We start from the raw sequence: 12,069 nt of genomic DNA on the forward strand, positions 1-12,069 counted from the left end.
TTCAGTCAGTCGTGGCCAACACTTTGAACGTCTGCTTTCAGCGACCTGAGCGCCTTATCATATAACCGCTCCGGGCTGAGACCCGTCATTGTCCGTGAGTGCGTGGACCGCCGCCTTGCCGCCGTGCGGTCAGGCCATAGAACGCCATGTCCCATGCACGAGTCGCGTTTTCCACATAGGCGATTTCCGAAGGGTCGGCCCCGAGCAATTTGGCAAACCCGCCATGGAAGGATGCCAAGGCATCAGCAGCTACCGCTTCCGCCTCATAGCCGCCGATCTCCTGCTCTCGGGCAAGATGTGCTGCAACAGCTTCAGTCACCGGGCGCGGCTGAAGGGACGACCCGGCATTGTTGAAGTGTATCATCCTGTTTCACGCAGGCGTGTCCGCCCTTACGCGATCCATGTCTATTGTCATCTGGACCTCCGAAAGTTGCGTGTCCGGCGAGAGAATTTCTCTGGGTCGCCGAAACGCTTGGTCGTTTTGGCGGCGATCGTGTCGGGCTGCCTGAACTTGACGCAGTAGCGGCACCACAGGATTCGAAAGACTTCGAACGGCTTTGCCAGGTCAGCTTCGGCGAAGAGGGCTTTAGTCCGGGCACCTGACACGACCGGCAGGTTCGGGATCGCGTCGCGTTCCAGACGTGTGGCGCCACCGGACGAACCGACAATCAGAACGTTCGGCGCGTTTCCGTCATGGCCAGCAATCAGGGTGTGAACGAGCCGGTACATGGCACGCCGACCGTCATTCTGTCCTTGATGATCGGGCATTACGCAAGTCCTTCCTCGGCCAGGGCCTGTCGGACTGCGGCCCGCATTGATATCGCGTCGGAGTGTCGCTGTAATGCCGGCCACTCCTCAACGTCCATGTCCTGATCAGAAAGCCACCGGCAAACAACGAAAAGATAGATATCGGGCAACGAGAAACCGGCCCCCGACAAATACGCCTGCCCTCGCAAATGATCCTCGACAATCGCGAGCCTTCGCCGCAAATGCTGCCTTCCGGGCAGAAAAAAGGAGTCCGGGGTCGTTGGCCGGAACAAGGGACTAAAGCTCTTGTGGATTTCGGTTGCTATGAAATTCAGCCATTCCAGCGATCGCAAGCGATGAATGCCGGACGCGGGCAACAGCCCGGCTTCGGGGACACGCCCATCCACGTATTGAAGGATCACCGGAACTTCGGTCAGAATATCGCCGGTCTCCAGCTCCAGCGCCGGGACATACCCCTTGAAATTGATCGCATTGTAATCGCCGCCACCTTTCGTCCGCCGCGTCCGATAATCGACTTCGATCAGGCTGAACGGCAGGCTGGCTTCGCGCAAGGCGATATGGGGAGCCAATGAGCAAGCTCCGGGCATGAAGTAGAGTTTCATGTCGAGCCTCCCACGGATGGAAGGTTGCGAAGGGCCAGAACACACAGACCTGAATAGACAACCGTTCCCGTGATCATCGCGATCCAGATCCCTATCGCCCCCATGTCGAACAGGATCGTGAAAACGGCGATCAGAGGCCCCGCAACCAACCAGTTCCCGATCAGGGAGTAGACCATGACAGGACGCGTGACTTTCCGTGCCCGCAAGAGACCCGCTGCGCCGGCGCCTGCCGGACCAAAAAGCTCTGCCAAAGCAAGCAGTCCGATGACCGCGATGGCCGCATTGATGGCAGCCGGGGTCGACCCCTTTAGCGCGTAGGTCGCGATCGGCGCCGACGTGGCCAGCAGCGTCGTGCAGATCGTCAGGCCGATCGCGATGCCGAGCACCATGGTCGTCCCGACCACTTCGCCTGCGCGACCGGAGGTCGTGTCGACCCGCGCCAGCCGCGTCATCGACGCTTGCTGCAGGCCGAAATAGAAGGTGTATCCGACGCCCGCCAGGCGGATCGCGACAGAATGCGCTGCCGCGTCCGTGACGGACAGCGAAGCGGCATAGATCGTGGCGCCGAGGTATACGCCGACCTCGGCCAGCGTCGCGATCCCGATGGGCACGCCGATGCGGAAAATCTCGGCGACATCGCCCGGATCGAGGCGGCCTGTCCCGCTGTCGCCGGCGCGCCGGGACTGGTGCATCAGGGCGAGAAGGGTCAGCATGCCGACGAGCAGGGACGACACGCCCGCGCCCGTCACACCAAGCTCGGGCAGACCGAAGGCCCCATACATGAAGACGTAGTTGAAGACGGCATTGATCGGCACCGCGCAAAGGGTAACCCGCAGCATCAATCCGGGTCGCTCGATCGCCGTCAGCCGTGTGCGCAGGACGGCCACCGCCAGCATCGGGATCAACGTGCATGCTATCGCTCGGACATAGCCCGTGCCTGCATCAACGAGGCTGGGATCAATGCCGAGCAGGCTCAACACCAACGGGGCGTGCCACAACAGGGACGCGATCGGCAAGGCGAGCACGGTGCAAGCGACGGTTCCCGCCGTTCTGAGGCGCGCCAGACGATCGGCGTCGCCTGCCGCATGCGCAGCCGCATAGAGCGGGCCGAGCCCGCCGATACACCCGACCGCGAGATAGAAGAAGATGGAATAAAAGTCGCTCGCAACGGCCACGGCCGCAAGGGATTCCGCGCCGAAGGCGGCCGTCATCAGCGTGTCGGTCAGGCTCATGGCCATGTTCACCAGCGCAAGTCCGGTCAACGGCGCGCCAAGCCGCAAGAGCGCCCATGCTTCTGCTTTGCTCACGTTCCGTGCGGCATGTCTCAAGGGGCCGCCGGTTGTGCTTGGGATTTCGTAGTAGGTCATGGGTTACACCCTTTTGCCTTGGAGGGCGTGGAGTTTGACCTCCGCGCCTTTCCGGTATTGCTGGACTGGTCTCAGCTCGCTTCAGGGGAAACCGCGGGCGGCATGGACCCCTCGACGCCGTCGTCAAGCGTGCCTGCCGGGTAGATATGGCCCTGCGTGACGAAGGCGTTGCCATAGGATGGCATGCCGTCGCCAAAGACCGGCGCCACGGCAAAGGGCATGGCCGCAATAGCCGCAGCAAAAGGAAGATTCGTGTGGTTCATGGGATAGGTCCTTTGGGGGAGTTTCAGGATGTGGATGCGTCCGAGGGTACGGGGCGATGGTGGTCGACATGCGGTCCGCGCATGTCGGGCGTTTTGGGGCGCGCGACGGGGTGTGAGTCGGCGGCAACACAGGTGGCGATGCGCCTGGCGGCAATGCCCGCGGCGTCGAAAAAGCCGGTGTAGGTCGGCTTGAAACCGGCGAACCAGAGTCCTGGCCACTTTGGATCACGCTCGCCCATCGGATGGCGCGGGCGGCCGTTCTCGTCGAGGACGTCCAGATGTCCCAACAGCGGTTCGAGGCCAGAGCGATACCCGGTTGCCGCGATCACGACATCCGGCCGGCAGATCGACCCACCGGCATGCCGGACCGCTTCGCCAGAAAATCCCTCGACACGCGGCACGATCTGGAACCGCCCCGATTTCAAGGCCGCGACGAAGCCGTCGTCGATCGCGAAGGTCACGCCATCACGCAAGAGCCGGGTGCTTCCGCCATCGGGGTGACTGGTCAGCCCGTACCGCCGAAGGTCGCCGAGGAAAAGCCGTTCGATGAGCTTAAAGGCCGGGTCCAGCACAGCGTTTGGCAATACCGCGAAAACGCGAGCCAAGCCGTGGATGGGATAGCCGAAGAGGCTTTTCGGTGCGACGGCCGGTCCGTAGCGGACCGACACCATCACCTCGGCCGGATTGTGCCGGGATAGGTGGTTCAGCGCGTCCGTGCCGGAGTTGCCCGCGCCAACGACCAGCACACGCTTGCCATCGAAGCGGGATACGTCGCCAAGATCGGCCACGTGCAAGAGCTCCCCGGCAAAGGCTTTGTGCCCCGGCCAGTCAGGGATGTGGGGAATGCTTTCCCGTCCGGTGGCAATGACAAGGTTCTGGGCCTCGTACACCGAGGCATTGGTCGTGACCCGCCATCCGGTTCCGCTGCGTTCGACTGAGGTGGCGGCAACACCAAAGTGGATGGGTGCATCCAACCGTGCGGCGTAGCGCTCCAGATGCGCAACCACAGTGTCGCGCTTCAGGTAAGTGCCGTCCGTTTTCGGAGCCGCCTGCCCCGGAAGGCCGGCGAACTTGCGATGGATGTTCAGGCGAAGTGCCGGGTGGCGCTTCCGCCAAGGGTATGCCACCCGGTCGCGTGCCTCCAGCACCGTAACGGGCAGCCCGCGTTCGGTCAGGGCGTGGGCGGTGGCAAGGCCCGAAAGCCCCGCGCCGATCACGATCGTGCTGCCGGGTTCAATTCTGTTCATTGTCTGTCCTTTCAAGGGTCAATGCCAAGGCATCGGAATGGTTGGCTCTCGCGGGGCGGCGTATTGCTTCGGGCCCATGTCGGGCAGCAGGCGTGGCGAGAGACAGGAAAGCTCTTTCATCTCCGTCCGGATCTTCCGCCGTTCCCTTGCCTGAGCCCACCAGCGCAAAAGCGCTTTCGCGATGCCCGGAGGTTGTCGGCGCGGCGCGCCGTCGTGGATGGACATCATTGTCATGTCGGTTATCCTTGTTGGTGCCCGCTCAGACACCGGCGAGATCGTGCGACGGGCGGCGGGCGGAAGTCAGGCCACGGTCGAGGGAAGCATGGCCTGCGCCATGCAACCGACATGACGGTGATCCGTGCCACAGCACCCGCCGACGACTTTCAGCGCCGGGAGCTTTCGGGAAAGATCGGCATGGAGCGCGCCGAACTCTTCGGGGTCTCCGTCGTCCAGGGTCTCTGCCTCGTCGAGTTCCGCATGGCTCAGCCGCGATGCGTTCGCGCGGACACCACGGATGCGGTGGCACCAGGCTTCGTCGTTGAGAACGTCGCGAAAGTGCTCGGGATGCGCGCAATTGATCATGTAGTAGAGCGGTGCATCCCCGGTTGCAGCATCCGTCTCGAGCACGGCGCGCGCGAGCGGCGTTCCGTCCGGCAGGCGTCCGTCCGTCTCCACCGTGAAGGAGATCGCAACAGGCATTCCCGCCTTGACACTTGCACGGGCGAGCCCGATCGCCTCCGGCATGCTGCCGAAGGTCAGCGCGGTGACCAGATCGACCCCGCATGTCGCGAACAACGCGATCTGCGGCGCGTGGATTGCCTCGGCGGCGGTCGCATCCAGGGCAAGCGTGCCGTCATAGGCGTCGCCAGCAGGTCCAATCACCCCATTGAGCAGGATCGGCGAAACGCGATGTTGCCACCGTGTCCGGATCGCCTTGGCAAACCTGACGGCCTCGCGGGTTAGGTCCTGCATTTGGGTGGGCGAACGGCCGACGGCGTCGGCCCAATGCGTCCCGGAACGCCAGGTGTTGGTGTCGAGAACAAAGCCGGTTCCGGCCGTCTCGGCCATCGCGAGAAAGCGGTCGAAATACCGGTCCATCGCCACACGGGCGACGTCGTCTTCGAGCAAGACGCAGGCGGCGAAGGCCGGCAAGTCGAACCCTTCGAGGAACAGCATGGAGGTTTCGAAACCGCCATCGGTCAGATAGGTGCGCGGGTCGGCGAGGTAGCTGCGGGTCGCGTCGGTGTGGAAGGCCGCGATATGGTCTTTAATGGTCATCATTTGATCCTTGCTCATGATTAATTGGCCTGATCGGCCGGTGACATGGTTATGGACCTTTGGGTCGAGTCGCATTAGAAGGTAAATGGATCAAATCGGTGATATTCGGACGCGCGAGTCCAGGTAGAGAGCAAAATGACTATCAATACGACGGTAATCGGATCACGCCTTGCGGGCACTTCGGTGCTGTTCTCAATCCTCGACGTCCTGGCGTCGGTGGGGCGCGATTGGGAAATGCTGCACGGGCTTCCGGTGCAGATTCCGGTCTTTGACGTCAGCCTCAGGACATCCGATGGCGCCCCGTACTGGGACGTCAACGGGCGCAAGATCACGCCCGATGCCTTGCTTGCCGAGGCCCCGGAACCGGATCTTGTCATCGTGCCCGACCTGCATTTCGATCCGAACGCCGATTTCCCCGAAGACCTGAGGCCGGTCGCGGACTGGCTACGGGCGGCCCATGAGAGGGGCGCGATCGTCGCTTCCGTCTGTTCCGGTGCCGTGTTGCTTGGCGCGGCCGGCCTGCTTGACGGCAAGGAGGCAACGACGCATTGGGGCTTTGCTGACATGCTGGGCCGCGAGTTCCCCGAGGTGAAGGTTTGCAGGGACCGCATTCTTGTGCCCGCCGGAGAAGGTCACCGCGTTGTCACCGCGGGCGGCGCCTCGGCCTGGGCCGACCTCATGCTGTACCTGATCGCGCGTTTCGCAGGGGCCGACGAAGCGCGCCGGATCGCCAAGATCTACTTGATCAACCCGCATCTGGACGGGCAAATGACCTACGCGTCACTGACATCCGGACGCCAGCACGAGGATCAGCTGATCTCCGAGGCACAGGTCTGGGCGGCGCGGCACTATGATATGCCAAGCCCCGTCGCGGCCATGGCGCAACGCAGCGGCATGACTGAGCGCGGATTCCATCGCCGCTTCAAGAAGGCGACCGGTCAGGCGCCGGGCGACTATATCCAGACCCTTCGGATCGAGGAGGCAAAGCAGCTTCTTGAAACCACCGCCACATCGATCGACGAAGTTTCCGCAGAGGTCGGCTATTCCGAACCATCGAGTTTTCGCTCGGCCTTTCGAAAACGCGTTGGCATCTCCGCTTCGGCATACCGAAAGAAGTGGCAGGCTCTCGCGCCCATGTACCGCGCCATGGGATAGGGACAAAGCGCTAAGGCGGTGCTGATTGATGCCCTGTTTTCTCCGGCGGGCCTCGCAGATCAGGCCTGTGTTGCCTGGTCGGGTATTGCGTGCGCCGCGAGCGCGATGGCATAGGCCGGATTGTCGCGCACAGCGGAACATAGTTTTGCGAGGACGGGCCGGGACGCCAGCAGTTCCTGCCGGTCACTGACCCATTCGGCCAGCATCGCGAGGTAGAAATCGAGCACGGTCATCCCTCTGGGAAGAAAATACGGGTGTCCCAATATCTGCCGTTCCATCAGATCGAAGAACGCGGCGTAATCCTTGTCGCCCTGCGCCTTGACCTGAAGGATGGCGCTGTCGTCTTGCGCATATCTTTCCGGATGGCCGACGCGACCGGACGTGATGTAGCCTGCCGTCGACATCACGCTCAACCAGAACAGGAAGTCGCCGCGATCCCGGTCTCCGGGTTCGGGCGTCAGGCCCGCTCGCGGATATAGTTCGCCGAGCAGGGTCACGATAGCCGCTGTTTCGCCCAGGGTGCTGCCGTCCGGCAGATCGAGCGCAGGAATGCGGCCCGCCGGGTTCCGTGCCAAGAACTCGGGGGCAAGATGCTCTTTGGCCCCCATGTCGATATACTCCATCCGATAGTCGGCCTGGATCGCCTCAAGGGTCGCCTGGACGACGATCGACCCTGCCATGTACTCCCAGTAAAGTGTGTACATTCTCAATGCTCCCCAGGTGGTTTGAGTGCTCAGGGTCAGTATTGGGAAGGTCAGATGAGAATGCACGGCAGATTTTGCTTTGCCTGCATAAAGGAAACCTTTAGTTTTTCGGTGGTATGAAACTCTCGCATCTCAATTCCCTAAGGGCGCTGGAAGCGACCCTCAGGCTCGGCAGCTTCTCCGCAGCGGCCAAGGAAATTGGGATCACACCGGCGGCAGTCGGCCAGCGCGTGCGCGCCTTGGAAGACTATCTTGGTCGTGAGCTGTTCAAACGAGCGAGTACCGGCGCCGTGCCCTCCGCAGAGGCACAAAGGATCCAGCCGGTTCTCGGCTCCGGGTTTTCAGCAATCGCAGATTCCTTGTCACAATTGAAAGCTGAAGAGACGCCGAGACGGCTTTGGGTCACGTTGCCGGAGTCCTTTGCCGAAAACTGGCTTTCTTGGAACTTGTCGCAGCTCCGGGATGAACATCCCGGGATGAATCTCCAGCTGGATGCGTCCAACCGGGACGTGGATTTGGGTGCAGAAGACTTCGATCTCGCGGTGAGGTATGGCAGTCAGCCAGAAGAGGCGTATGAATACCAGCCGCTCTTTGGGGATTCCGTACAACCGGTGTGTTCCCCGGAATTCGCCCGCAAATACCTGTTAGATGCCACGATCCGCGATCTCTCTAACCTCCCGCTTATTCACGTTCTGAACAGGACAGGAGACCCAAGTTGGGTCGGGTTCCGGGAATGGGGCGCGCGCTTTGGGATTAAACAGGCGGACACCGATCACGGCGTGCGCTTCTCAAAGACGAGTTCCGGCCTGCAGGCGGCAGTTTCCGGGCAGGGGCTGATCATGGCAGGGTTGGTGGAGGCTTATCACGGGCTCCGAACGGGCCTGCTGACCATGCCTTTCGGTCCCGGAATGATGTGCCCGACGACCTACTCGTATCGCATCCTCTGGCATAAGAGGAAAAGGCTTTCCAAGACCGAAAACACCTTCATAACATGGCTATTGGAACAGGCTGACGCTTACTCCAAAGAAGTTCAAAAAATGCTGTGACCTGCCATTCGTGCACAGCGGGGCGTATCGCCGCTTCCAACCCACAACAGACCTTCGACCAGCGAGAATGTCGCCCGTGCCGCTCAAGGAGGAACGGAAAGACTGCCCTGCCTGACCAACGTCGCAATCGCGGGAGATGTGCAATTCGTGTGCAACGTATAATGAACGTCAGCAATGCGCGCCGATTTGGTCAGGTCACCACATCTGCCAAAGGCGCCAATGCCGCAGAGCGGCTTAGTCCTTGGGCTGTGACCCGTCATTATCCGTGAATGCGTGGACGGCCGCCTTGCCGCCGTGCGGGCAGGCCAAATCTTATCTGCCATTCTCCTGATGCTGCCTTGCCGGTGACGTCTGGGTGTCCGACAGGGTCAGGGTGACCTTTTCACCGGCAAACCATGTGCGGCCGAATTCGATCGGGGTGCCGTCCTGATCGACGTTGATGGCGATGGTGCGCAGGATCGGGGCATTTTCGGCTATGCGCAGGTGCAGCGCCTGCGTGGCGCTCGCCAGCTTGGCGTTCACACGGGTTGACGCACGGGTGTAATCGGCGATGCCCGCCCGTTCAAGCGCTCCGGTGACCGAATGGGTGTCGCCGAGATCTGCGAGCAGGTCGGGAAACCGCGCGGCGGGAAAGACACTCTGGAACAGGGCGATGGGTTGGGTGTCGGACAATGACAACCCCTCATAGACATGAACGCGGGCGCCTTCTGCAAGGTGCAGGGCGGCGCGTTCGGTGTTGCTGGCGGCGCGGGTTTCAAGCGACAGGATTTCCTTGGCCGGGACATGCCCGGCCGCCGTGAGGTTCTGGTGAAAGCGCACCCGGCGCCCGAGCGGGTACTCCGTCGGCGTCATCGTGACGAAGACCCCGGCACCGCGCCGCGCATGCACAAGCCCGTCCTCGGCAAGGGCCCCGAGGGCGCGGCGCACGGTATGGCGGTTGACGCCAAAGCGCGCCGCAAGGCTGGCCTCGGTCGGAAGCTTGTCGCCGGGGCCATAGCGGGCGGCAGCGATATCACCGCGCAGTGAGGTCGCAATCGCGGTCCAGATCGGGGTGCGGGGCGTCATGTCAGAAAAGTTTCACATAATTGGGGATTGGCGGCGCGCAGAGTGCAGGCTATGATTTGTCTAGTTGTATAGACTTCTTTAGGATGTGTCTAGATGAATATGATGAGCGGACCAGACGACCCGAACCGCGCGCGCAAGGAATGGCTGGGCCTGTTGGCTAAATCCCCGGCTGCGGATGTGGCGCGGCTTTGGGCGGCGCTTGATTTGACCCCGGCGCATGACGTGTTGCGCACCCCCGAGATCGGCGGCGTCATGGTGCGTGGGCGGGCCGGGGCAGTCGGGGCGGCGTTCAACCTTGGCGAAATGACGCTTACCCGCGCCTCGGTGCGGCTTGCCTGTGGCACGGTCGGGCATGGCTATGTCCAGGGGCGGGACCGTGAGCATGCAGTGCAGGTGGCGCTTCTGGATGCTCTGATGCAGACCGCTGCGGCCGGGCGGATCGAAGCCGGCGTCCTGGCGCCGCTGCGGGCGGCAATGGCCGGGCGCAAACGCAGCCGCGCCGCCAAATCCGCCGCCACCAAGGTGGAATTCTTTACCATGGTACGGGGAGAGGACTGATGCACAGCGGTGCCTTGAGTGGCGGCTTTGGCGATGCTCCGATTGACGCGGCAAATGCCTTTCGCGCGGTGATGAACGCCCTGGCGCGCCCCGGCGACATTTGCGAGGTGAGCGGTGCCGTGCCGCCCGCGCCGTTGTCGGTTGCGGCGGGGGTGGTGGTGCTGACGCTCTGCGATCCCGACACCCCGATCTATCTTGGCCAGCATCATGATCGGCCCGACCTGCGCGACTGGATCACCTTTCATACCGGGGCGCCGATCGTGCCTGCTGCGCGGGCGATGTTCGGCCTCGGACTTTGGGCCGACCTGCCGCTGGCCGATTTCGCGCCCGGCACGCCCGAGTATCCCGACCGCTCGGCCACCCTGATCGTGGACCTGCCGGTTCTGGAAAACAGCGGCACCCTGTTGCGCGGACCCGGAATCAGGGACTACGCCTTGTTGTCGCTGCCCGAAACCGCCGCTTTCGAGGCCAATGGGCGGCTCTTTCCGCTTGGGCTCGATTTCATCTTTACCAGCGGCGCGCGCCTTGCGGGCCTGCCGCGAAGCACGAGGGTCGGCTGATGTATGTTGCGGTAAAAGGTGGCGAGCGCGCGATTGACAACGCCCATGCCTGGCTTGCCGAAGAGCGGCGCGGCGATTGTGCGGTGGCCGAACTTTCGGTCGCGCAGATCCGCGAGCAGCTGACGCTTGCGGTCAACCGTGTCATGGCCGAAGGCTCGCTTTACGATCCCGACCTTGCCGCCCTTGCGATCAAGCAGGCGCGCGGCGATCTGATCGAGGCGATTTTTCTGATCCGGGCCTATCGCACGACGCTGCCGCGGTTTGGCGGCTCAATTCCGATCGAGACTGGAGAGATGACCTGTGAACGGCGGGTTTCGGCGACCTTCAAGGATGCCCCCGGCGGGCAGGTTCTGGGGCCGACCTTTGATTACACCCACCGTTTGCTGGACTTCAAACTTGCCGCCGATGGTGCGGTGGATGCGGCGTCAGAAGCAGACCCCGACGGCACCGCAACGCCGCATATCATGTCGTTTCTTGATCGCGAGGACCTGATCCAGAGCGAACCGCAGACCGATGAAACACCCGCTGACCTGACCCGCACACCGCTTGAACTTCCGGCGAGCCGGGCCTTGCGGCTTCAATCGCTGACGCGCGGGGATGAGGGGTTTATCCTTGGCATGGCCTATTCCACACAGCGCGGATATGCCCGCAACCATGCCTTTGTGGCCGAGTTGCGGATCGGCGCGGTGGCGGTTGAAATGGACATCCCCGAGATTGGCTTTGCCATCGAGATCGGCGAGATCTGCGTCACCGAATGCGAGACAGTCAATCAGTTTCAGGGCTCGAAAACCGAGCCGCCGCAATTCACGCGCGGCTATGGTCTCGTGTTCGGCATGTCCGAGCGCAAGGCGATTTCAATGGCTCTGGTGGATCGCGCCCTGCGCTGGAAAGAGCTTGGCGAAGACAATCTCGGGGCGCCTGCGCAGGATGAGGAATTCGTTCTTTATCATAGCGACAACATTCAGGCGACGGGGTTTCTCGAGCATATCAAGCTGCCGCATTACGTCGATTTCCAATCCGAGCTTGAACTGGTGCGAAAGCTCCGCCGCGAGGCGGTCGAGACATATCCAATGCAGGAGGCCGCGGAATGAGCGACTATAATTTTGCATATCTGGATGAGCAGACCAAGCGGATGATCCGCCGAGCCATCCTTAAGGGGCTTGCCATACCGGGGTACCAGGTTCCCTTTGCAAGCCGCGAAATGCCCATGCCTTATGGCTGGGGAACCGGCGGCGTGCAGGTGTCAGCTGCGACGCTCACTCCCGACGACACGTTGAAAGTGATCGACCAGGGCGCTGATGACACCACCAATGCCGTGTCCATCCGAAAGTTTTTCGAAGTAACCGCAGGCGTTGACACCACAGAAATCACAGGCGAGGCCAGCGTCATCCAAACCCGTCACCGCATCCCCGAAGCTGAACTGCGCGAGGATCAGATCCTTGTCTATCAGGTCCCA

General features: G+C 62.2%; 15 protein-coding genes. 6 read left to right on the plus strand and 9 right to left on the minus strand.

Annotated features, from left to right (window positions below; all coding sequences use genetic code 11):
• Positions 1-85: 85 nt before the first annotated feature.
• The 7 genes from QZ522_RS13780 to QZ522_RS13810 form a co-directional block, all read right to left on the minus strand.
• Complete coding sequence (locus tag QZ522_RS13780) at positions 86-364, minus strand: hypothetical protein (protein WP_294612632.1); 279 nt, start codon at positions 362-364, stop codon at positions 86-88.
• Between the two features lie 47 nt (positions 365-411).
• Positions 412-768 (minus strand): hypothetical protein, encoded by a 357-nt coding sequence (locus tag QZ522_RS13785; RefSeq protein WP_294612635.1) that lies wholly within the window; start codon positions 766-768, stop codon positions 412-414.
• Positions 768-1,370, minus strand: coding sequence for a glutathione transferase GstA (gstA, locus tag QZ522_RS13790; RefSeq protein WP_294612637.1), 603 nt, complete (start codon positions 1,368-1,370; stop codon positions 768-770). The genes QZ522_RS13785 and gstA overlap by 1 nt, the downstream gene beginning before the upstream one ends.
• On the minus strand, positions 1,367-2,737 hold the full coding sequence (locus QZ522_RS13795; RefSeq protein ID WP_294612640.1) for an MATE family efflux transporter: 1,371 nt from the start codon (positions 2,735-2,737) through the stop codon (positions 1,367-1,369). The genes gstA and QZ522_RS13795 overlap by 4 nt, the downstream gene beginning before the upstream one ends.
• A 71-nt stretch (positions 2,738-2,808) precedes the next feature.
• On the minus strand, positions 2,809-3,000 hold the full coding sequence (locus QZ522_RS13800) for a hypothetical protein (protein ID WP_294612643.1): 192 nt from the start codon (positions 2,998-3,000) through the stop codon (positions 2,809-2,811).
• Positions 3,001-3,023: 23 nt separating this feature from the next.
• On the minus strand, positions 3,024-4,247 hold the full coding sequence (locus QZ522_RS13805) for an NAD(P)/FAD-dependent oxidoreductase (protein WP_294612646.1): 1,224 nt from the start codon (positions 4,245-4,247) through the stop codon (positions 3,024-3,026).
• A 300-nt stretch (positions 4,248-4,547) separates the two neighbouring features.
• Positions 4,548-5,525 carry a homocysteine S-methyltransferase family protein gene (locus QZ522_RS13810; protein WP_294612648.1) on the minus strand — a complete coding sequence of 326 codons (978 nt, stop codon included), beginning with the start codon at positions 5,523-5,525 and terminating at the stop codon, positions 4,548-4,550.
• 135 nt (positions 5,526-5,660) lie between these two features.
• On the opposite strand from QZ522_RS13810, the gene QZ522_RS13815 reads away from it, so the two are divergent.
• Entirely contained in the window at positions 5,661-6,680 is a 1,020-nt protein-coding gene (locus QZ522_RS13815) for a helix-turn-helix domain-containing protein (RefSeq protein WP_294612650.1), read from the plus strand.
• Between the two features lie 59 nt (positions 6,681-6,739).
• On the opposite strand, the gene QZ522_RS13820 is transcribed toward QZ522_RS13815, so the two are convergent.
• Positions 6,740-7,384 carry a glutathione S-transferase family protein gene (locus QZ522_RS13820; RefSeq protein ID WP_294612653.1) on the minus strand — a complete coding sequence of 215 codons (645 nt, stop codon included), beginning with the start codon at positions 7,382-7,384 and terminating at the stop codon, positions 6,740-6,742.
• Between the two features lie 116 nt (positions 7,385-7,500).
• On the opposite strand from QZ522_RS13820, the gene QZ522_RS13825 reads away from it, so the two are divergent.
• The gene (locus QZ522_RS13825) at positions 7,501-8,430 is read left to right on the plus strand and encodes a LysR substrate-binding domain-containing protein (protein ID WP_294612655.1); all 930 of its coding nucleotides are present in this window, start codon (positions 7,501-7,503) and stop codon (positions 8,428-8,430) included.
• 312 nt (positions 8,431-8,742) lie between these two features.
• On the opposite strand, the gene phnF is transcribed toward QZ522_RS13825, so the two are convergent.
• Positions 8,743-9,495 (minus strand): phosphonate metabolism transcriptional regulator PhnF, encoded by a 753-nt coding sequence (phnF, locus tag QZ522_RS13830; protein WP_294612658.1) that lies wholly within the window; start codon positions 9,493-9,495, stop codon positions 8,743-8,745.
• A 93-nt stretch (positions 9,496-9,588) separates the two neighbouring features.
• On the opposite strand from phnF, the gene phnG reads away from it, so the two are divergent.
• From phnG to QZ522_RS13850, 4 genes are all read left to right on the plus strand, one after another.
• Positions 9,589-10,053: a phosphonate C-P lyase system protein PhnG gene (gene phnG / locus QZ522_RS13835; protein WP_294612660.1), complete on the plus strand. Its 465-nt coding sequence runs from the start codon at positions 9,589-9,591 to the stop codon at positions 10,051-10,053.
• On the plus strand, positions 10,053-10,613 hold the full coding sequence (gene phnH / locus QZ522_RS13840; protein ID WP_294612662.1) for a phosphonate C-P lyase system protein PhnH: 561 nt from the start codon (positions 10,053-10,055) through the stop codon (positions 10,611-10,613). The genes phnG and phnH overlap by 1 nt, the downstream gene beginning before the upstream one ends.
• On the plus strand, positions 10,613-11,704 hold the full coding sequence (locus tag QZ522_RS13845; protein ID WP_294612665.1) for a carbon-phosphorus lyase complex subunit PhnI: 1,092 nt from the start codon (positions 10,613-10,615) through the stop codon (positions 11,702-11,704). The genes phnH and QZ522_RS13845 overlap by 1 nt, the downstream gene beginning before the upstream one ends.
• On the plus strand, positions 11,701-12,069 hold a 369-nt coding region (locus QZ522_RS13850; RefSeq protein ID WP_294612668.1), incomplete at its 3' end, for an alpha-D-ribose 1-methylphosphonate 5-phosphate C-P-lyase PhnJ. The genes QZ522_RS13845 and QZ522_RS13850, both read left to right, overlap by 4 nt.

This window comes from uncultured Roseovarius sp., assembly GCF_913054395.1.
GTDB lineage: Bacteria > Pseudomonadota > Alphaproteobacteria > Rhodobacterales > Rhodobacteraceae > Roseovarius.